Origin of the sequence: Streptomyces lydicus, from assembly GCF_001729485.1 — a bacterium.
GTDB lineage: Bacteria > Actinomycetota > Actinomycetes > Streptomycetales > Streptomycetaceae > Streptomyces > Streptomyces lydicus_D.
This window is the reverse complement of the sequence record NZ_CP017157.1, coordinates 4,276,839-4,296,833: the sequence shown is the minus strand read 5'-3', so window position 1 is coordinate 4,296,833 and position 19,995 is coordinate 4,276,839. Positions and strand designations below refer to the sequence as shown.

14 protein-coding genes and 3 pseudogenes are annotated in these 19,995 nt (G+C 71.0%); 3 read left to right on the top strand and 14 right to left on the bottom strand.

Features of this window, described 5'->3' with window-relative positions; genetic code table 11:
* Window positions 1-72: 72 nt before the first annotated feature.
* Entirely contained in the window at window positions 73-648 is a 576-nt protein-coding gene (locus tag SL103_RS18615; protein ID WP_164492843.1) for a GAF domain-containing protein, read from the bottom strand.
* Window positions 649-676: 28 nt separating this feature from the next.
* Window positions 677-1,081 (bottom strand): annotated as a pseudogene (locus tag SL103_RS39595) (PAS domain-containing protein); the annotation flags it as partial.
* Window positions 1,082-1,249: 168 nt separating this feature from the next.
* On the opposite strand from SL103_RS39595, the pseudogene SL103_RS38800 reads away from it, so the two are divergent.
* Window positions 1,250-1,532 (top strand): annotated as a pseudogene (locus SL103_RS38800) (N-acetyltransferase); the annotation flags it as partial.
* A gap of 30 nt (window positions 1,533-1,562) precedes the next feature.
* Here the strand turns inward: SL103_RS38800 and SL103_RS18610 are convergent.
* The 10 genes from SL103_RS18610 to SL103_RS18565 are packed head-to-tail and all read right to left on the bottom strand — an operon-like array spanning window position 1,563 to window position 12,975.
* Window positions 1,563-3,176 carry an ABC transporter ATP-binding protein gene (locus tag SL103_RS18610; RefSeq protein ID WP_079145825.1) on the bottom strand — a complete coding sequence of 538 codons (1,614 nt, stop codon included), beginning with the start codon at window positions 3,174-3,176 and terminating at the stop codon, window positions 1,563-1,565.
* Window positions 3,173-4,039 (bottom strand): ABC transporter permease, encoded by an 867-nt coding sequence (locus SL103_RS18605; RefSeq protein WP_069570119.1) that lies wholly within the window; start codon window positions 4,037-4,039, stop codon window positions 3,173-3,175. Before SL103_RS18605 ends, SL103_RS18610 begins: the two co-directional genes overlap by 4 nt.
* Window positions 4,036-4,989 (bottom strand): ABC transporter permease, encoded by a 954-nt coding sequence (locus tag SL103_RS18600; protein WP_069570118.1) that lies wholly within the window; start codon window positions 4,987-4,989, stop codon window positions 4,036-4,038. The genes SL103_RS18605 and SL103_RS18600 overlap by 4 nt, the downstream gene beginning before the upstream one ends.
* A complete protein-coding gene (locus SL103_RS18595) occupies window positions 4,986-6,593 on the bottom strand; it encodes an ABC transporter substrate-binding protein (RefSeq protein ID WP_069570117.1) in 1,608 nt (535 codons plus the stop codon). Before SL103_RS18595 ends, SL103_RS18600 begins: the two co-directional genes overlap by 4 nt.
* Window positions 6,590-7,432, bottom strand: coding sequence for a class I SAM-dependent DNA methyltransferase (locus tag SL103_RS18590; protein ID WP_208869900.1), 843 nt, complete (start codon window positions 7,430-7,432; stop codon window positions 6,590-6,592). The genes SL103_RS18595 and SL103_RS18590 overlap by 4 nt, the downstream gene beginning before the upstream one ends.
* A 12-nt stretch (window positions 7,433-7,444) precedes the next feature.
* Window positions 7,445-8,704 (bottom strand): MFS transporter, encoded by a 1,260-nt coding sequence (locus SL103_RS18585; RefSeq protein ID WP_069570116.1) that lies wholly within the window; start codon window positions 8,702-8,704, stop codon window positions 7,445-7,447.
* Complete coding sequence (locus tag SL103_RS18580; protein ID WP_069570115.1) at window positions 8,701-9,756, bottom strand: dipeptide epimerase; 1,056 nt, start codon at window positions 9,754-9,756, stop codon at window positions 8,701-8,703. Before SL103_RS18580 ends, SL103_RS18585 begins: the two co-directional genes overlap by 4 nt.
* Window positions 9,753-10,850, bottom strand: a complete 1,098-nt coding sequence (locus SL103_RS18575) for a PLP-dependent cysteine synthase family protein (RefSeq protein WP_069570114.1) — start codon at window positions 10,848-10,850, stop codon at window positions 9,753-9,755. The genes SL103_RS18580 and SL103_RS18575 overlap by 4 nt, the downstream gene beginning before the upstream one ends.
* Complete coding sequence (locus SL103_RS18570; protein ID WP_069570113.1) at window positions 10,847-11,722, bottom strand: Rossmann-like domain-containing protein; 876 nt, start codon at window positions 11,720-11,722, stop codon at window positions 10,847-10,849. Before SL103_RS18570 ends, SL103_RS18575 begins: the two co-directional genes overlap by 4 nt.
* Window positions 11,719-12,975, bottom strand: coding sequence for an ATP-grasp domain-containing protein (locus SL103_RS18565; RefSeq protein ID WP_208869898.1), 1,257 nt, complete (start codon window positions 12,973-12,975; stop codon window positions 11,719-11,721). The genes SL103_RS18570 and SL103_RS18565 overlap by 4 nt, the downstream gene beginning before the upstream one ends.
* A gap of 167 nt (window positions 12,976-13,142) precedes the next feature.
* On the opposite strand from SL103_RS18565, the gene SL103_RS18560 reads away from it, so the two are divergent.
* Window positions 13,143-14,633, top strand: coding sequence for an alpha/beta hydrolase (locus tag SL103_RS18560; protein WP_079145824.1), 1,491 nt, complete (start codon window positions 13,143-13,145; stop codon window positions 14,631-14,633).
* Window positions 14,634-14,853: 220 nt separating this feature from the next.
* Window positions 14,854-15,378 (top strand): GNAT family N-acetyltransferase, encoded by a 525-nt coding sequence (locus SL103_RS18555; protein ID WP_397686070.1) that lies wholly within the window; start codon window positions 14,854-14,856, stop codon window positions 15,376-15,378.
* An 889-nt stretch (window positions 15,379-16,267) separates the two neighbouring features.
* Here the strand turns inward: SL103_RS18555 and SL103_RS36205 are convergent.
* A complete protein-coding gene (locus SL103_RS36205) occupies window positions 16,268-17,995 on the bottom strand; it encodes a mycolysin (RefSeq protein WP_079145823.1) in 1,728 nt (575 codons plus the stop codon).
* Window positions 17,996-18,853: 858 nt separating this feature from the next.
* Window positions 18,854-19,906: pseudogene (locus tag SL103_RS39590) on the bottom strand (IS630 family transposase); the annotation flags it as partial.
* Window positions 19,907-19,995 lie beyond the last annotated feature (89 nt).

Here is a 19,995-nt window from a genome sequence, read left to right as displayed (position 1 = left end):
GGCACGACGAAGGCTCTCCGCCGCAACGAAGGGCCTTCCTCTTGTACCCCCCCGACCGCATTCGAACCGGCGCTACATTCCCCGGCCTGTCATGTCGCCGACGATCACGCCGACGCGGGCACCGGAGAGCTGGAGGATGTCGAACCAGTCGCCGCCCACGCCCGCATGGGTGCAGGCGGGCAGATAGCGGTGCGCGGTCTCCAGAGAGCAACGCGACGGTACGGCGTCCCGCAACAGCAAGGAGTGCTGCAGGGTGAGCGCGGCGTGGTGCTCGCGGGTGTAGCGACGGGCGTTGTCGATGCAGACCGCAGCGCGTGCGACGAGGTCGCGGACCAAGGCCAGATCGTCCGGTTCAAAGGGCTGTGGCAACTGCCAGCGGTAGAAATGCGCCAGGCCCAGCGTGGTCTCGCGCGCCCGCAGCGGCACCGTCATCACCGAGTGGGCGCCGGCACCCAGGATCTTGGCGGCGCGCTCGGGCTCCTGGGCCAGCCGGCTCGCGGCCTGGTCCAGCACCGGGATCAGCAGCGGCTTGCCCGAGGCCAGGCACTGGGCGTACGGAGCGCTGGGACAGTTCCTCCGCCGTCCGGACGACTTCCAGAGTCGAGCCGATCCGCGCGGTGGCCTCTTCCAACAGGGCCAGCCGCTCACGGCTCCCCGGCGTCGGCCGCGCACCGAGGTCGAAGACGGCGGTGGCTACTCCTACCGTCCCGCCGCTCGAGTCAGCCAGACGGAAAGCGGAGAGGGAGCAGACTTCCTCGTGCTCACCTCCTGTCACGGTCAGACGTACCGTGGTCACCACAGGAATGCCTGTCTCCAGGACCGTGCCCAAGAGCTCGGTCAAACAGGCGGCGTCATGCGTGGGAAAGAATTCACCGATCGACTTGCCCAGCACCTGATCAGCCTGGGTCCCGCACAGACGTTCGAGTGTCGCGTTGACCCGCAGAACCCGAAGCGCCCTGTCGTAGACAGCCAAGCCCATGGGTGCCTGGGCAAACAGAAGGTTCAGGTCCACGGTGTCGCCGAACGCCTCAGGTGGCGGGCCGCCAGGGCGACCGCCTGCGATGGGATCCGTAGGTGCCATCACCGCGCCTTCCCGGACAAGAGCGCCTTGTCCCGGCACCGGTCGCCAGCAAGACAGGCTTCTTCCTCATCATGCCTGGGTACCCCCGGACCCGGCTGCCCATCGTGACCGGACCCCAGGACACGCGGAGTGCCCGGACCCGGCGCGCCCGGCCTCGATACGTCTGCCGAGAGGGAGATTGCGGCGCACGAGTCCTTCAACTACGCCCTGTTCGACGACGCGGGCACGCCCTGCTCGGCTGCGTCTACATCGACCCGGCGCGCAAGGCGGGCTTCGACGCGGAGATTTCCTGGTGGGTCGTGGACGACCGCGCGTGGGAACCGCGCTGGAGCACGCCCTCGACACCTTGATCCCGCGGTGGATCACTGACGAGTGGCCCTTTGAGCGTCCATGCTTCGTCGGCCGGGACCTGTCCTGGCAGGAATGGCTGGCACTGCCGGACGCCGCCTGATTTTCGATGCGCGTGACCCGGCGGTGGGCTTCACCAGGCTCCCGGCGGGGCAGTCTCCGCCGCCAGGCGTGCCGTCGTCTCCATGAGTGAGACGGTGAACGGGTGCCGCGGCTCGGTCAGTATCCGGTGGGCCGGGCCCTGTTCGACCAGCTCGCCCGCGTCCAGTACGGCGATGCGGTGGGCCAGACGTGCGGTCTCCAGGTCGTGGGTGATCAGCATGAGGGACATGTCCGGACGGTCGCGGAGCAGAACCGCAAGCGAGTCGAGGATGCCGCGGCGCGTGACCGAGTCGAGACCCGAGGTGATCTCGTCGCAGATCAGGACCCGGGGCCGGGCCAACAGGGCGCGGGCCAGGGCCGCCCGCTGGAGTTCGCCGCCGGAGAGCTCCGAGGGGAGACGGTGGGTCGTTTCGGGCCGGAGGCCGAGGCTGATCAGTGTTGTCAGAGCTTCCTGAGCGGCCGACAGATGATCGGTGCCGCGCAGGCGTACCGCGGTGCGGGCGACCTGGTCAAGGACGGGGCAGTGCTCGTCGAAGGCGGCCCGCGCGTCCTGGAAGACGTACTGCACGGCCGCCAACTCTGCGCGATTGCGGTGCCGTACGCTGCGCGGCAGCGCGGTGCCGTCGAGGTGCACCTGGCCGTCGTGGTCACGATGGAGCCCGGCCAGGCAGCGGGCGAGGGTGGTCTTCCCGCTGCCTGAGCGGCCGACGACAGCCAGCGACTCACCAGGGTGCAGGGCGAGTTCCGGGGTTCGTAGCACCACACCGGCACCGATGACGCCGTCGCGGTGGCGCGCGGTGAGATGGCGTACGTGCAGCACTGCCTGTCCGCTGTCTTGCGGAGGCTCGTGCCCGGTGGGCGACGGCCGGGCATCGAGCAGTTGTCGGGTCCATTCGTGACGCGGTGCGCGCCACAGCCGCTGGACCGGGCCCGATTCCACGACCCGGCCCGCCCGCATGACAAGGACCTCGTCGGCCAGTGCATGCACCACGTCGAGATCATGGCTGAGCAGCACGACCGCGATGCCGCGTGCCGCCAGCGCTGCCAGCTGGTCGACGATGCGGGCCTTGGTCAGCGCGTCCTGGCCGGTGGTGGGTTCGTCGGCGACGATGACGCGGGCACCGAGCAGCAGCGCCTGCGCGAGGACGACGCGCTGCTGCTGGCCACCGGACAGCTGGTGCGGATAGCGCGACAACAGCGCCTCACCGTCCGCGAGCTGAGCGTCCGACAGAGCCCGCAGGATGCGTTCGCGGACGGCCGCCCGGCGCTGGTTGCGGGGCAGGTCGCGCACCTGGGTGCGGGCGATGTCGGTCAGCAGCGCCGAGACCCGGCGGGCGGGGTTGAGCACGGACGCCGGATGCTGAGGCACGTATCCGACCGGGCCGTCCGCCGCCACGCGGACGTCGCCGGTGACCCGGGCACCCGATGGGTACGCGCCGAGCAGGGCGAGGCCCGTGGTGGTCTTGCCGCTGCCGGAGGCTCCGACCAGCGCAGTCACCTTGCCGGGCAGAGCCCGCAACTGCACGCCGTCCACGATCACCCGACCGTCGATCTCCACACGCAGGTCCCGGATCTCCGCGACGGGGGCCGGCCCGTCACCGGTGTCTGCGCCCGTCGGTGCAGTCGTATCGTTCCGGTCGGTCACGGCCGTGGTTTCCTCTCTCCCCGGCGCCGGCCGGGCTTGTGGAGTGCCGCGTCGAAGAGCAGGTTGCTGCCCGTGGTCAGCGCGACGATCAGCAGCGCGGGCACCACCACGGCCCAGGGCTGCACGAACAGTCCGGTGCGGTTGCGGTCCACCATCACCGCCCAGTCGGCGGCGTCCGGCACGACGCCGACGCCGAGGAACGCTGCCGTGGCCACGAGGTACAGCACGCCGGTGAGCCGGGTGCCGGCGTCGGCGGCCATGGTGCGCAGTATCGAGCGGCCGACGTAACCGACGGCCGTGCGCCACCACGTCTCGCCCTGCATGCGCAGCGCCTCGACCGCGGGGCGCGCCGCGGCCTCGGCGGCGGCCGCGCGCACGATCCGCGCCGCGTCCGGGACATTGACCAGCGCGACGAGCAGGGCGAGCCCGACGGCGCCCGGTGTGAGCACGGAGGCCACCAGCAGGATCAGCAGCAGGGACGGCACCGCCAGCACCACGTCCAGCGGCCGCATCAGTGTCTCCTCCAGCCAGCGACGGTGGGTGAGCGCGGCGATGAGGCCGAGGGGCAGCGCCACGAGGTAGGCCAGGGCCGTCGCGGCGAGCGCGGTCAGCACCACCGGCCGGCCGCCGAGCAGGACCTGACGCCACACGTCACGGCCCACGAAGTCGGTGCCGAACCAGTGTCCGTCGCCGAGGGTGAAGGAGGCGGCCCGCGTGCCCGGGTCGTCTGCGCACACCGGTCCCAGGACGGCGAGGGCGAGCGGTACGGAGATGACGGCGAGCCCGAGGGCGTAGCGGCCCGCGCGGCGTGGTCGGACGACCGCACAGGAACCGGCGACCTGCGAGGAGGGCGTGCGGGTCACGCGGCCACCCCCGCTCGGGGTGCGAGTCGGTGGGTGACCAGGTCGGCGCCGAGGTTGAGCACGACGGTCAGGACGCCGAACACCACGGCGAGGCCCTGCACCACCGGTACGTCGCGTTCGGCGACGGCGTTGAGCAGGACGGTGCCGAGTCCGGGGATCACGAAGAGGGCCTCCACGACGATGACGCCGCTCAGCAGCCAGTCGATGGTGCGGGCGAGCTGCTGGACGGCCGGAGCGAGGGCGTTGGGCAGGGCGTGGGCGTAGCGGACGCGGGCGCCGCCGACTCCGTAGCGGCGGGCGTGCACCGCATACGGCGCGGCCAGGGCATCGACCATGCCGGCGCGGACCAGGCGGGCCAGCGAGCACACCGGCCGGGCGAGCAGTACGAGGACGGGCAGGAGCAGCGCTGCGGGGTGCGCGAGCAGGTCGGTGCCGTAGCCGACGGCGGTGGCCGGCAGCCAGCCCAGGTGGAGGGCGAAGACGGCCACCAGCAGCACCGCGAGGGCGAATTCGGGAACCGCGTGGACCGCGAGCGTCACGGAGCTGATCAGCCGGTCGACGAGTCGCCCTTCGTGGCGGGCGGCCAGTACGCCGAGGCCGAAGCCGGCCGGGACGAGCAGTGCCACGGTGAGCGCGGCCAGCAGCAGGGTCGGCCCGAAGCCGTCGGCGAGGTACTGGCTGACGGGCCGTCCGGAGGTCACGGAGGTGCCGAAGTCACCGTGCAACAGGCCCGCCGCCCACTCGGCCAGCCGCTCGTATGCCGGCCGGTCGAGGTGCATGGCCTCGCGGAGGGCCGCGATACGGGCGGGGTCGGGCTGGTCGCCGGCGAGGGCGACGGCGGCGTCGCCCGGCAGCGCCTCGGTGAGCGCGAAGACCAGCAGCACGACGGCCACGGTCTGTGCGACGCCGAGGAGCAGCCGCCGGGCGACGAAGGAGCGCAGTCCCCTCACGCCAGCCACACCTTGTCGAACCGGGCCCAGTCGAGCGTGTTGGCGGGCGCCTTCCGGTCAACTCCTCGCACTTCACGGGCCGTTCCCAGGATCCAGTCGGCGAAGCCCCAGATCAGGAAGCCGCCTTCGGTGTAAAGGCGGCGCTGCATGCGTGCGTAGACGGCCGCCCGGTCCTTGGTGTCGCGGGTGGACTGCGCTTGTTGGTAGAGGGCGTCGAAGTCCTTGTGGTGCCACTCGGTGGCGTTGGTGGTGGAGTCGGTCAGCAGCCGTTGGGAGAGGTGGGCCTCGATGGGCATGGCTCCGGAGCGGTAGCAGCACAGGGTGCCGGAGTCGAGGATGTCGCTCCAGTACGTGTCCTTGCTGCCCGTCCTGACGTCGATGGTGACGCCCGCCTTGGCGGCCTGGTCGCGGAAGATGCTGGCGGCCTCGGTGAATCCGGCGGCGACGGCCGAGGTGTCGAGGGTGACCTTGAGCTTCTCGGCGCCGGCCTGCTTCAGCAGGGCGCGGGCGCGGCCCAGGTCCTGCTCGCGCTGGGGGAGGCCGTCGGCGTAGTACTCGTAGCCCTTGCCGAACAGGTCGTTGCCGATCTCGCCGGCACCGGACAGGGCGCCGGCGACGAGCTCCTTCCGGTCGGCGATGAGGAAGAACGCCTGGCGCACCCGCTTGTCGTCGAACGGGGCCCGGTCGGTCTTCATCGCGAAGCCCTGCATGGCGCTGTTGCGCAGCCGGACGATCTCGATCTGTCCCTTCCCCTCGTGCGCGCGGGCGGTGGTCGGGTCGAGTTCGTGCGCGTACTCGACCTGTCCGCCGAGGAGTGCGTTGACGCGGGCGGACTCCTCGTTGGCGACGACGAACTCGATCTCGTCGAGGTGCGGGGCGCCCTCCCAGTAGTCGTCGTAGCGACGGAGGACGGCCGAGCGGCCGGGGGCGAAGGAGACGAAGCGGAAGGGGCCGGAGCCGATCGGCTTCTCGTCGAAGGCGGTCGCCTTCTCGGGGACGATGTACGCGCCGAACGCGGCCAGGATGTTCGGAAATTCGGCGGTGGGGCGCTTGAGAACGAACTCCAGGCTCCGCTTGCCGGTGGCGCGGCTCGCGTCGAGGTCGATGGGTTCCAGGGACGCCTTGGCGCGGAACCCCTTCTTGGGGTCGGCGATCCGGCGGTAGCTGTACAGGACGTCCTGGGCGGTGACCGGCTTGCCGTTGTGGAAGGTGGCCTTGCGCAGGGTGACCTGCCAGCGGTCCAGGGCCTTGTTCGCCTGCCACTTCTCGGCGAGGCGGGGTTGCGCGGACAGGTCGGCACCGTAGTCGGCGAGCTTGTCGAAGAGCGCCTTGGCACGGGCGACATCGGCGAAGAGGTTGGCCAGGTGGGGGTCGAGGGTCTCGCTCGCGCCGCCTCCGGCGAAGGCGGCGCGCAGCCGGCCGCCCCGTCGGGGCCGGCCGTCGCCCTTGCCCGTGCCGTCCTCGGAGCCGGGCCCGCCGCAACCGGTGAGCGCGAGTGCGCCGAGCGAGGCGGCACCCGTGGCGGCGAGGAAGCCGCGGCGGCGCAGGCCCGGGAAGGAAGGTACGGCCGGGGAGGCGAGGTGGCGGGCGGTTTCTTCGTTCATGCGGGTGTCCTCGTGGTGTGAAGGGGGCACGGTGCGGGCTCGGTGAGCCGGGCGACGACGTGCAGCCGGTCGGCATCGGTCGCATCGCCAGGGGGCATGCCTTCTCGCCAGGGCGGCTCGGTGCGCGGGCCCGGACCGTCGTGCAGGTCGAGGACCTCGAAGGCGTGCGCCGCCAGGAGACGGCGGAGTTCCAGCGGGAAGAGCAGCCGCCATGCGGAGCGCTGTTCGACGGGCGGTGATCCGTCATCCGCGGTCCATACGCGGGTTCGGCGCAGGAGTTGGGCGGTGCGGTCCACGGTGAGCGTGGTGGTGGACCGGTAGGCGGTGCCCTGCCAGGCGAACTGGTGGACGGTGGGGGTGTCGAGCAGGTCGGTACGGCCCAGGAAATAGGCGCCGTTACGCATCTCCGCGACGAGCAGGCCGCCCGGGGTCAGCGCGCGACGGCAGGAGGCCAGAAAGCCGTCGAGCTGGGCATTGGTGTGGCAGTACAGCAAGGAACTGTCCAGGCAGACGACCGCGTCGAACGCGCTGTGGCCCAGGTCGAAGCCGTGCAGGTCGGCACGGACGTACGCGGGCCCGGGGTGGTGGGCGCGGGCATGGGCGAGCATCGCCTCGGAGAGGTCGACGCCGGTCACCATTCGGCCGACGGCGTGCAGATGGGCGGCGTCACGGCCGGTGCCGCAGCCCATGTCCAGCACCCGCGGGCCCGCGCCGTACCGCCGCAGGCAGTCCTCCGTCCAGCGTCCGGCCAGCCGGTCGGCGTCGGGAAAACGGGCCTCGTACAGCTCGGGGTTGTCGGTGAGCAGGTTGTCCATGTCCTCGGTGGCGGTGCGGGTCATTCGTCTCCTTCCTCAGGCCGCCGCCGTCAGGGCCGGCTTCGGCGTCGTCGGCAGCGCGTTGCGCCGGTGCAGCCAGGCCACGCCGCATGCGGAGGCGAGGCCGAACAGGGCGCAGCACGCCCAGGGCAGCCAGGGGGCGCCGTGTTCCCCGGTGTCCATGGACCAGCCGACGGCGGTGTTGCCGACCGCGGCGGCGATGCCGGAGACCACGTAGAAGATCCCGTAGTAGGTGCCGGTCAGCTCCGTACGGCCGAATCCGGGGATGAGCTCCAGCACGAAAGGCTGGGCGATCATGACGCCGAGGTAGAGCAGGAGCGCACCGAGCAGGACGGGCAGCGTGCGCAGCACCGCGTCGGCGGTGCCGTCCGGGGCGCCGGACCCGCCTGCCACCAGCGCCGGCGGCAGGAAGGACAGCGCCATCACAACGAGCCCGACTGAGATCCAACGCGCCCTGGATCCACGGCCTTTGAGGGCGCGTGTGATGCGCAGTTGCAGGGTGAGGTTGGTGACGGTGCCGACGAGGAAGACGAGGCCCGCCGCGCCGTCCCAGCCGGTGGTCCGCCGGGCCCCGTCGGGCAGCAGCAGGTAGAGCTGGTTCTGCAGGGTGAACATGCCGACCATGGCGAGCGCGAAGGCCAGAAAGGCGCGGTTGCCGAGGACCTCACGCCAGTCGGCGAGGACGCCGCCCTCCCTCGGCTCCACCTTGCGCGCGGGCAGGACAACGGCCTGGGCGACGGTGAGGACGGCGAAGATGCCGGCGGCGGTGAGCGCGGACGTGCGGAAGTCGACGAGCAGCAGTGCGCTGCCCAGCAGCGGACCGATCAACGCGCCGGTGGTGGCGAAGACGTTGAACAGGGCGAACGCCTCCGCCTTGCGCTCGCCCGCCTCCTGTGCGAGGTAGGCGCGCACGGCCGGGTTGAACAAGGCGCCGGCGAGTCCGCTGAGCACGGAGGCGGCGAGCAGTACGGTCAGCCCGTCGCCCAGCGCGAACAGCGCGAACCCCGCGGTGCGCAGGGCGCAGCCGGCGATGATGACGCCGCGCGCGCCGAGCCGGTCGGAGGCGGAGCCGCCGATGAGGAACAGGCCCTGCTGGCTGAGGTTGCGGACGCCGAGGACGATCCCCACGACAGCCGCCGACATGCCCAGGTTCTGGCTGAGGTGGGTGGCGAGGTAGGGGATGAGGAGGTAGAAGCCGGTGTTGACACCGAGCTGGTTGACCAGCAGGAGGCGGACGGCCAGGGGGAATCGGCGCATCTCGTGCCAGATCTTCACGCCCCCTCCTCCCCCGGGCTGCGCCGGACTCCCAGACCGGGCAGATCGCTTGCCCGTACGAAGCCGTCCGTGCCGCCGATCCCGGTCCACGGGTCGCGTGCGAGCAGCAGGTGTCCGTCGAGGTCGGCCCAGCGGGCGCGGTCGGCCAGGTGGATGGCCGGGGCGAGGCCGAGGCTGCTGGCGGTGAGGCAGCCGAGCATCAGCGCGGTGCCGCTGCCGTCGATCGCCTCGGCGATGCGCAGGGCCGCGTGAACACCGCCGCACTTGGCGAGCTTGACGTTGACACCGTGCACGCGTCCGGCCAGGCGGCGGGCGTCCTCCAGGCTCACCGCGTCCTCGTCGGCGATGACCGGCAGTGGTGAGCGTGCGGCGAGCGCGCCGAGCGCCTCCGGATCGCCGGGAGCGAGGGGCTGTTCGACAGCCTCGACTCCGAGTTCCGCGAACCAGGGCAGCAGGGCGTCGGCCTGGGCCGTGGTCCAGGCGCCGTTGGGGTCGAGGAGCAGCCGGGCCCGGGGCGCGGCGTCACGTATGACGCGCACCCGCTCCACGTCCTCCTCGGGGTCGGGCGCCCCCGCCTTGACCTTGATGACCTCGAAGCCGCTCGCCGTGAGGCATCGTGCCTCGGCCGCGGCGCGCACCGGCGAGGTGATGCCGATGGTGCGGGCCGTTGCGGCCACCGGGGCGGTGGCGGCGCCGAGGAGCCGGTGGACCGGGCTGCCGGCGTGTTTGCCGGCGAGATCGAGGAGCGCGGACTCGACGGCGGCGGTGACGGCCGGCGGGGTGTCTTCCCCCGCCAGTTCGCCCGCCCGCAGGGTGGCCAGGGCGCTCTCGGGGTCGCGGAAGCGCAGGAGGTCGGTGGCGACGGCAGCGAGGAGCCGTTCGAGGGTGCCGGCGTCGAGGCCGTAGTAGACGCTGGTGACGGCCTCGCCGTGGCCGCGCAGCCCGTCGTGTTCGACGGTCAGCCACACGGCGTCGCGGGCGGCCATGGTGGAGCGGGAGATGCGCAACGGCTCGGCGAGGTCGAGGCGTACGGTGCGCTGGGTGGCCTTCACAGTCTCTCTTCCGAAGGATGCGGGGATTCGGGTGCCCGGAGCGGGTCGGTGATGCGGGTACAGCGGACCCACCCGGCGGCCTCGGCCGCTCGGGGGTGCGGTATCTCGACGGGTCGGGCGGCCGCGGCGGACGGGGCGAGGCCGTGCGCGGCGGTGAAGTCGTCGTCGTAGACGGTGCCGAGGTAGCGGTGCGGGCCGTCGGGGAAGACGGTGGCGACCTCCGCCCCGGGGTGGACGCGGGCTGCCCACGCGGCGACGCGGGCGACCGCGCCGGTGCTCCAGCCGCCGCTGACGAAGCTCCCTCGGGCAAGCCGCCGGCAGCTGTCCACGGCCTCGGTCGGGCCGACCCAGTGGACCTCGTCGAAGGCGCCGTAGGCGACGTTGCGCGGGTGGATGCTGCTGCCCAGTCCGCGCATCAGCCGGGGCCGGGCGGGCTGGCCGAAGATCGTGGAGCCGGTCGCGTCGACACCGATGAGGCGCAGGGCGGGCCAGTGCCGCCGCAGGGGACCGATGATGCCCGCGCTGTGGCCGCCGGTGCCGACGCTGCACACCAGAACGTCGAGGTGGTCGAGCCGGGCCGTGAGTTCGGCGGCCAGTGAGGCGTAACCGGCGGTGTTGTCGGGGTTGTTGTACTGGTCGGGCCAGTAGGCGTCGGGCAGCACGGCGAGCAGCTCGCGCAGTCGGGCGAGGCGAGCGGCCTGCCAGCCGCCCTCAGGGGCCGGGCGGTCGACAAGTTCCAGGCGGACTCCGTGGGCACACAGCAACTGCCTCATGGACGGCTCCAGTTCCCGGTCACCGACGAGCACGACCGGGTGCCCGAGCGCCTGCCCGGCGAAGGCCAGGCCGATGCCGAGGGTGCCTGAGGTGGACTCCACCACCGGTGCCCCGGGCCGCAGTTCGCCACGTGCTCGGGCGCCCCTCAGCATCGACACGGCAGCCCTGGCCTTCATCCCGCCGGCTGCGAGCCCTTCGAGCTTGGCCCAGAATCCGGGGTGGGGGCCCGGCAGATCAGCGGTGATGCGCACCAACGGCGTACGGCCGAGCAGGGCGAGCAGCTCCGGGCGAGCGACGGGGCGGACGGCGGTCGCGGTCATATGTGGCCTCCCTGACAGGAGTTGTCGTACGGCCCCCTGTAGCGGTGGACGACTCCGGCCCCGCCGTCGAGCCAGAAGAAGGGGTACGGCTCGGCGCACACCGCGCTCACGCCATGGCCGAGGAAGCGGGGCAGCACGGCGCTGCCGGTCTGCGCGAACATCACCAGCTGCTTGTCGTGCTGCTGCGCGTGCCGTCGAAGCGGTTCGAAGGTGCCGTTGCCCAGCGTCATTCCGGAGACGAGCAGCGCATCGCAGCGGTCGGCCGCCGCGAGCGCATCGGTGACGACCGGCTCGCCCCACTCGGTGACGCCGCCCTTGAGGTCGCACGGGACATACTGCAGGCCGCATGCACGCAGCGCCTCCAGAAGGGAGTTGACGACTCCGATCACCAGCACGGTGGCCCCGGGCGGCAGGTCGATCAGCTCGGCAACCGCCTTCGCCCGCACCCGGGACTTCTCCAGTGACGACCCGGTGGGCAGCGGGACGGGACGCGCCCCGCTCTCCGGGCTGTGCGGGGTGACGTGCATCAGGTAGGCGTCCAGGGCGGCCACCCGCATCGGCAGCAGCGGATGCTCCAGAAGCCGGGCCACGTCCGCGCCCACGCAGTCGTCGAGCGCGCTGTCGGGCAGTGAGCCGGGCTCGACCGCACAGGAGCCGACCGCCTCGGCCAGGCGCAGGCTGAGCACTTCGTTGCGATAACCGGTGCCGCGCCCGTCGTGCCGTACGGCCTGCCGGGTGGTGAAGGCCACGGCGATCCGCTGCGTGGCCGGGTCGGGGCCCAGCCCGCCCGCACGGACGCGGTCCACGAGGTCGGCGTACGTCCGGCACCTCTCGTACGCCACCGCGCCGGCCGCCCCGGTGACGGCGGTCATCGGATCACCAGCCCCGCGCGCAGCCCGGCCAGCAGGGCCTCGACGCGGTCGCGGGCCCCTGGCCCGTCGGCGTCACCGGCCATGACGTGCCCGAGGTACTCGTTGTTGCTGCCAGCCGCCTTCACCACCTTGCCGGGGTCGGTGAGCTGCACCTCCAGCACGCCGGGCGCGTCCCGCAGTTCGCCGCCGTCCAGCGCTTCGAGCGTGCCGGCGGCCTGTGGCACCAGAAATCCGATGGCTGCGCTGCGCAGTCCGGTGTCCGTACGCCTCAGCTCGGGTTGGCCGCCCAGCGCGACCTCCACGAAGGCCGCCGCGAGGTCGATGCCGGTGACGTGGCGGATCAGTTCGGTGATGCGGTTACCCGCGGGGCGCGGGTTGACCTCGACCACGCGCGGCCCGTCGGCGGTCAGTTTGATCTCGGTGTGCGCCACGACGCCGTCGACGAGCCCGAGTGCCTTCAGGGCGTGCAGCGCGGTCTGTTCGGCGGCCTCGGCGTCGGCATGCGTCAGGGCCGCGGGGAACATATGGCCGGTCTCGATGAACGCGGGCGCCCCGCCGATGCTCTTGTCGGTCACGCCGACCACGTGGACCGTTCCCGCACACGAGACGGTCTCGACACTCACCTCAGAACCGTCCAGCAGCTCTTCGAGCAGGACCACAGGCGCGCGCCGCTGTCCGCGCGCATTGACCGGAACGTCCGCCAACGTCCGGTATACATCGGCAAGTTGTACCTCGTCATCCACACGCCGTACGTACATGCCGGCGCACAGGTCAACGGGCTTGGCCACCAGCGGGTAACCGATCTCCCGGGCGGCGCCCGCGAGATCGGCCCACTCCTCGTGTACGGCGAAGCGCGGGCCGGGCACTCCGGCATCGGCGAGGACGCGGCGGGTGGCGTCCTTACGGCAAGCGATCTCGACCGCTTCGGACCCGGGGCCCGGCAGGCCGAGCCGCCCGGCGATCCGTGCCACGGTCGGCAGGTAGTAGTCGCAGGACGTGATCACTCCGTCGAACGCCAACACCGCATGCAGCCGCTCGACTTCGGGCAGCAGGGCGTCGGTGTCATTGGTCTCGGCGGTGATGGTGTTGCGGGCACCGAGCAGCGGGTGCGCCGTCCCCTCGGGCGCGGAGCGCAGGTAGTGGTGCAGGTCGCGGGTGAGGAAGGTGAAGGTGTGCCCGCCCTCCCGTATCGCCCGCGGCAGCAGTCGGCTCATCGCTCCGACCCAGCTCTCGACCACCAGCAGATGAGCCACAACTCCCCTTCCGGGCTTGGACTTCGAGTACGGGGCAGCCGAACGCCCCTTCGGAGGAAGGGGGTCGGGTTTGCCCGACGCACACTTTAACGATAATCATTTTCATTGTCATCTCGTGGGCGGGTCTTTGCCGCCCCCTTGTTCGCCGAGCCCTTCTGGAAGGCCCCGTGACCCCTCCCCTACGCCGCACCGCCGTGCTGTGCGCGGTGCTGACCGCCGCCACCCTCGCCCCCGCCGGCCCGATCCAGGCCGCCACCCCGACGCCCCCTCTACGCTTCGGCGCATGCCCTGACTCCCTCCCGAACCCGCCGGCCCCGACACACGTCGAGTGCGGACGGCTCCGGGTCCCGCTCGACTGGAACCGTCCACGGGGGCCGCACATCGAGATGGCCGTGTCACGCATACGCGCATCCGGCTCCCACGGCGAGCGGCGCGGCATCCTGCTGGTGAACCCGGGAGGACCGGGCGGCTCCGGACTCTCCTACGCGGTCACGAAGCGGGCCAAGCTCCCGGAGAGCGTGCGGCGGACGTATGACGTCATCGGCTTCGACCCCCGTGGCGTCGGACAGAGCGCCCCCGTGAACTGCGGCCGGATGGGCGGCCTCTTCACCAGCCCGGGCGCGAACCCCGTACCCGTAGACAGGCCGGCAGAGAAGAACTACCTCACCTCGCTACGGAACTTGGCCGACGACTGCGCCGCGGGCGCCGGCGAATCGCTGCCCCATCTGTCCACGGAACAGACGGCGCGGGACATGGACGCGATCCGCGCCGCACTCGGCGAACGCCGGACGAGCTTCCTCGGCGTCTCCTACGGCAGCTACCTCGGCGCCGCGTACGCCGCGCGCTTCCCGCACCGCGTGGGCCGCATGGTGCTCGACAGCGTCGTGGGCCCGTGGGACTGGTACGACTTCGACGTCATCCAGAGCCGCGCACTGCTGCGGCAGCGCGACACCTTCTTCACTTGGGCCGCCGCCCACGCGGACCGCTTCGGCCTCGGCGGGAGCGCGGCCGCCACGCGCCGGGCTTACCTGCGCGTGCGCCACGGACTCACCAGACACCCCGCGGAAGGCTTCGGGCCCGCCGAGTTCGACCGTGCCGTCTACCGCGCACTGGGCCGCACCGAACGCTGGGTCGGCCTCGCCGAGGGCCTGCACGACTACCTGAATGACGGACACCCCGACGGGCTCCGCCCCACCACCGCCTTCGACAGCCCGGATTCACGCAACTACGAGGCGGCGAACCGCGTCGTCAAGTGCGCCGACTCCCCCGCCCCCACACCCCACCGGATCCTGGCGGACATCCACCGCACCCGCCAGCTCGACCCGCAGCCGGTCCTGACCGGCATGGAGGCGCCCACCTGCGCCTACTGGCGCCACAAGCCTGCCCGCCGCACCCCACTCGGCAGCCCCGACGCTCCACCCGTACTGCTGGTGGCCTCCGTACACGACCCCGTCACCCCCATCGAGGGCGCACGCCGACTGCGCCGACTACTGCCCGGCTCGCGCCTGGTCACGCTCGACAAGGACTATTCGCACGGCGTGTTCGCCAGCCGGGGCAACGCATGCGTGGACAACACCGCGGCGGCCTATCTCGTCCACGGCACGACACCGAAGGCGGACGTGAACTGCACCGGCCCCGGGCTGCCGGACGTGCCGTGAACGCGGGAGCGAAACAGCTTCCTGAAAATCGTTTTCATAAATTTACCAGGGTGGCATGCGCCGCGACGACAGTGCCGCCCCGCACGCGACGCCGGCCACACAGACGCATGCGCAGCGCAGAAACGCATGCCGGACAGGAGAAACCGTGAGCGAGACCGCACATTGCGGATACACCGTGCGCCCCGCGACACCTGCCGATGTGGACCCCGCACGCCGCATCATGCTGGACACGCTGTACCACGAGTTCGGATACGGCTACGTGCCCCGCTGGCACCACGACGTGCTGGACATCGAGGGCACCTACCTCGACGACCCCCGCCATCTGCTCCTCGTCGCCGTCCACGACGGCGAAGTGGTCGCCACGACCGGGGTACGGTCCGCGGGCCCGGCTCATCCCCCTCACCCGCGCTGGCTCGCCGAACGCTACCCCTGCGGAACCACTGCCCAATTGGTTCGCGTCTACGTACACCCCGAACACCGGCGCCGGGGCCTCGCCCGCACCCTGGTCCATACGGCCTGCGACATCATCGCGAACATGCCCGGCTACAAAAGCATCTACCTCCACACCAACGTCAACGTCGAGGGCGTGGAGACCTTCTGGCGGAGCATGGCCGAGGAGGTGTTCGACGCCCGGACCACCGGCGAACACGGCCCGGGCGTCGCCACCGTGCACTTCGAGATCCCGATGAGGCGCCGACCGGCCGGCGAAGCGGCGCAGTACTCGACCGCCAGCCACATCCCGTAACCTCTCCGGCTCCTCGCTCTCCCGCCACGAGAGCGAGGAGCACGCATCACCGATCCACAAGGCCGGCGCGGATTCGTGGAACACCGTGCAGGCCGGGGCCGTAGGCCGCACGCGGTTTCGTCCAGGAGCTGGGTGACATGTTGTCGCCATAGGCTGTGGACGATGCCGGTGCGGCGGCCGGTGACGAGTCTGAGGGCGTGCAACAGACTGAGGCGGGCGGCCCTGCCCCGTGCGCCCCGTTCGACGGGTTCCACAGGGCCTGGTCACCCAGGTCGTAGTCGGCTCGCCGGAGGCTGCGGCTCCGGAAGCGACCGCGTCGCGGTCGACCAGGTGATCGCGAGGGATCTGCGGGTGAGCGAGCGCCGCGTAGCCGGGGGTGTCGCCGGCCGCGTCGCGATGCACCAAACAGCGCAGTGATGTGGCGCCGCCACGCGAGTGCGGTGCATCGGCCAACCGGCTGTCCCAGAGCCGCTCGGCCCGGTCGGGCCAGGCGATCGAGGCGGCCCGGACCTGGTCGTAGACCTTCTCGATCAAAGGCCGGGCCGTGTCGCGGTCCAGGAGCTGGGTGGTTCCGTCGCCGAAATCGGTTCCGGGACGGAAGTGCAGGGATCGTTTGTCGCACCGGAACTGGTTCTGGCGGGTGGCGGGGTCGTAGCCGAAGCGGCCGTAGATCGCGGCCTCGGAGGGACGGAGCACAGCGATCGGCTCTCCGGCGGAATCGTGCAGCTCAACGTTGGCGGGAGGCTCCGTTCGCGTCCGGTGCCGGCGAGCCGGCAGGAATCGGTGCCGGTCCCGATGAGGGTGCCGTTGAACACCCGCATGGACCGGGCCGCCTGTCGACCCGGTCCATGGGACCCTTTGCCGCCAGTCCCCCTGACAGCGATCAGGATCAGTACTGGATGGTGTGATTGAAGAGGATGTTCCGGGCCTTCGAGCCGCTGTCCAGGCCGTAGACGGGCCGGTCGTTGACGAAGTACTCGCGGAAGCTGGACTGCCCGGTCCGCGACATCATCGCGTTGCTCTTGGTCCAGCCGCCGTCGACCTGGGACCACAGGTCGACCAGTGCGGTGGCCACGCGGGCCTCGCAGGCGTCGCCCGGATCGATGCCGTTCGTGGAACGGTTATTGGCGAGGTTCATGGAGCTGCCGTTGCCCCAGTAGTACGTGGTGTCGTTGAAGGTGTGGAACGCCACGGCGTTGGCGAAGCCCTCGGTCCAGCCGCAGCTGGTGGAGGAGGTGCGGTTGACGTAATGGGGCGAGCAGTTGCTCACCTGCGGCCACCAGCCTCTGTAGAGCTTGCCCATGAGGGCGTGGCCCGCTTCGTGGACGGTGGTGTGCTCGGCGTCGGGGTCGTTGTCGGCCAGGTGGATCTTGTCGTCGTTGGTGGTCCAGTAGGTGCCGTCGGTGGAGCCGGGATACCACTGGACGGTGATCGGCGTGCAGTGGCCATCCTGCTGGCTGCTTGCCCAGCAGTTGGTCGTGGAACCACGGTTCCACCACAGCTTGTTGAGCGTGTCGAGGGCGTGCCAGGCACGGCTCTGTCCGTCGTTGGCGTACACGTTGCCCAGGCTGGTGCTGCGCGAGATGTTGTTCAGCGCATACGTGGCGGTGGAGTAGAAGCGGCCGTTGCCGTCGACCACCGACCACATGCGGCCGGCCTGGGTCTGGAACTCCACCCATGCCTGGGAGGTGACGGAGGCCCTCGGGGCGTAGCAGAGGTTGAACTTGCCGTCACCGTTGCCGGTCATTCCCGTGGCGAGCTTCTGCGTAGCGCTGCCGGCGGTCGGCTTGCCCCACAGGGTGATGTTGGCGTTGCTGACCGGCTCGTCCCGGTTGGCCTTGCCGTTCCAACTGCCGCCCTCGGCGGACTGGAAGCGGTTGCGGAAGGTGCCGCTGACGCAGACCTGGGCGTTGGACGTGGCTGCGGCGGCGCGCGGGGCGGCAGTGGCCGAGGCAGCCGAGGCGCGGGCAGAGACAGGGGCGGGGGCAGCGGCCTTGGGGGTCACCGGGCGCGCCTTGCGGGCGCCGGCCCCGGGGCGGTGGACCGGGGCCGCGCCGGCCTTGGTGACCGAGACGCCCTTGCCGGAGGAGCCCTTCGACGTCCCGACGGTGAGTTCCAACGAGTCGTGCCCGGCACGACGCGGGTCGGGGCGGTCGATGTCGGTGACGTCCGCCTGGATCTGGGCGGGTCCGGCGGCGACGGCCTTGACCTGGAGTTTGATGGTGCGGGTGCCCGGGGTGAGGGCGAACGTCCGGCTGATGCGCTGGCCGAAGGTGTCCGTGGTGGGTGCAGCGAGGCCGGATCTCTCGCCGGTCATCTGGATCGCGGGCGGTAGTTGGACGGACAGTCCGGCGTGCCTGACGTCGGACTGCGCCGTGACGTTCACGGTGAGGGTGGCCTGCTCGCCGACAGCAGGCAGGTGGTCGAGGGAAGTGGTGACGCCGAGACAACTGAGCGGCGCCTCGGAGCCTTTCGCCGTGGCACGGATCGTGCAGGTGTGGCCGGCCGGGGTGGTCGTACCCGCGAACGCGGACGGCACGACGACGACTGCCAGACAGGCTCCTAAGCCTGCCAGCGCGGCCAGAGCGGCGGGTCTGGTGACCCGTATTCGGGACATGGGCATGCCTTTCTGCGGCGTGCACGACCCCGGTCTGGCACGACCGGGTCCGGTGCACGCAGGCAGAGCTGTGAGGGGGGTAGGGACTGCACCCCGGCCACTGCGGCGTCCAACCAGCACATCAATCGTTGGCCACAGCACCACCCTGGGTGACAGTGGCCGACACCATATATCGATGGACCGCGCATGTCATCTCTTAAGACAGAAGAAGAGAGCGAAACGGGCGTTAACGAAGCGCAGTTGACGTTCCGTTCACTGGCCCGAAGTCCAACAACTACGGCCCGAGGCAGCGACCCCAACAGCGAGTCGATCTGCCGCCGCGGTCGGCTTTCCGCACGAAGGACACGACGGGACGGCTCGGCGCAGCCGCCCGCGGTGGACCCGCTCAACAGCGGTTGCGGAGCATTCTGTTCGGTACCACCTGTCCACCAGACCCATGAGGAGAAGACCGTCGAGCAGGACCGGCGCATCTCCCACCCGCCGGCCACCGTCCAGCACGGGTGGAAGACCCTGAGGGGAGAGGCCCCGACCAGGTGCCCTCCACCTCGCCCACCGCACCAGAACAGGCCGCGCACGAACCGGCTCAGCCGTCGCAGAGCGCTTCGTGGCCGAAACATCGGAGCAGGGCGGGCTTGTCCCAAGGCTGTGAAGTTGAGAGCGACCGGCAAATGGTGGGGCGGGGCCGCTGAGACGGGCCCGAATGCAAGGCGAGGCACGAGCCTGAGTGATCATGGAGTTCTCGACGCTCAGTGATCACCCGGAGGGCTCGTGCCTGCGGTCCCATCATCTCTTCTGGAACCCCTGTGGGATCAGTTCGCCGCTCTGCTCCTTTCGGGGTGGTGTCGGGGACGGTGTTGTGATCGTGAGTCCGGTTTCCGCGAGACGCCGTCGAGCAGGTGGGGTCCGCGTTGGATGCAGGCGAGGCCGTGTCGGAGGGTCCGCGTGAGGTGGTCGGGATTCTCGAATGCGACGTTGGCCATGTAGCGCCTGCGCAGGAGCGACCAAATGCCCTCGACCGGCTTGAGGTCCGTGCGTAGCTGGGGAGTTGAACGATGGTGAGCCAGTCGTGGCCCTCGGCATACTTGCGCAGGTCGGCGGACCGGTGGGTGTTCAGATTGTCCCAGACCACCACGATCGGGCCACCGAGTTGGATCTGAGCGCGCACGAGCAGGTCTCGGTAGTCGGTCCAGGCGAAGCTCTTGCGAGCGCCTTTGAGCGGCATGTGGAACCGGGGCCGGTAGATGAGCCGGGATGGCTCGCCGGGCTTGTAACAGGCCGCGGCGGCAACGGAGATACGACGCCTGGAGCGGCCGCGGACGCGCACGACGGGGGTGTGTCCGCGGCGGCTCCAGGTATGGGCGGTAGGCGGCGTCATCGCGAACCCGGCCTCGTCCTCAAAGACGATCCAAGCCCCGAGCGCCGCCGCGGTGCTTCCACCTGCGGGCACACGTCCTTCTTCCACAACCCGACGGCGTCCTCGTCCCGTTCCACAGCCCGCCGGGCCGGGCTCTGCCAAGACCAGCCGTGCCGATGCAGCACGCGCCACACCCCGGCAACCGAGCAGACGAGGCGGAAACGGCGCTCAATCACCGCGCGTACCCGCTCCAGCGTCCAACGCTGGTCCTCCCAACCATGAGCCGTCGGCCCCCGGCCGAGCTCCACCTCCAACAGCGTGAACTGCTCATCCGACACCTTCGACGCCTTCGGCGGACCGACCGAGCGCAATGCCTCGACGCCGCCTTCCCGCCAGGCCCGACGCCAGCGCTCCACCGAGCGCTCGCTCACCCGCAGATCCCTCGCGATCACCAACGCCCGCTCACCCCGGGCAAACCGCACGCCAGTCCCCGACCGAACCTGCTCACGCTGCACCTGCCGCTCCGCGGTCAGGCCCCCTCCCTGCGCATACCGCACACCATCGGCACAGCGCAGGGATCAAGAACCGTCACTACCCGACACCACCCCGAAAAGGTCAGTTAGAAGGCTGGCGCCTCATGGAAGCC

Bases quoted from the DNA above. Each gene is read 5' to 3' on its own strand.
- SL103_RS18590 (WP_208869900.1), bottom strand. From the start codon at position 7,432: ATGACCCGCACCGCCACCGAGGACATGGACAACCTGCTCACCGACAAC.
- SL103_RS18555 (WP_397686070.1), top strand. From the start codon at position 14,854: ATGCTGGACACGCTGTACCACGAGTTCGGATACGGCTACGTGCCCCGC.
- SL103_RS18595 (WP_069570117.1), bottom strand. From the start codon at position 6,593: ATGAACGAAGAAACCGCCCGCCACCTCGCCTCCCCGGCCGTACCTTCC.
- SL103_RS36205 (WP_079145823.1), bottom strand. From the start codon at position 17,995: ATGTCCCGAATACGGGTCACCAGACCCGCCGCTCTGGCCGCGCTGGCA.
- SL103_RS18570 (WP_069570113.1), bottom strand. From the start codon at position 11,722: ATGACCGCCGTCACCGGGGCGGCCGGCGCGGTGGCGTACGAGAGGTGC.
- SL103_RS18575 (WP_069570114.1), bottom strand. From the start codon at position 10,850: ATGACCGCGACCGCCGTCCGCCCCGTCGCTCGCCCGGAGCTGCTCGCC.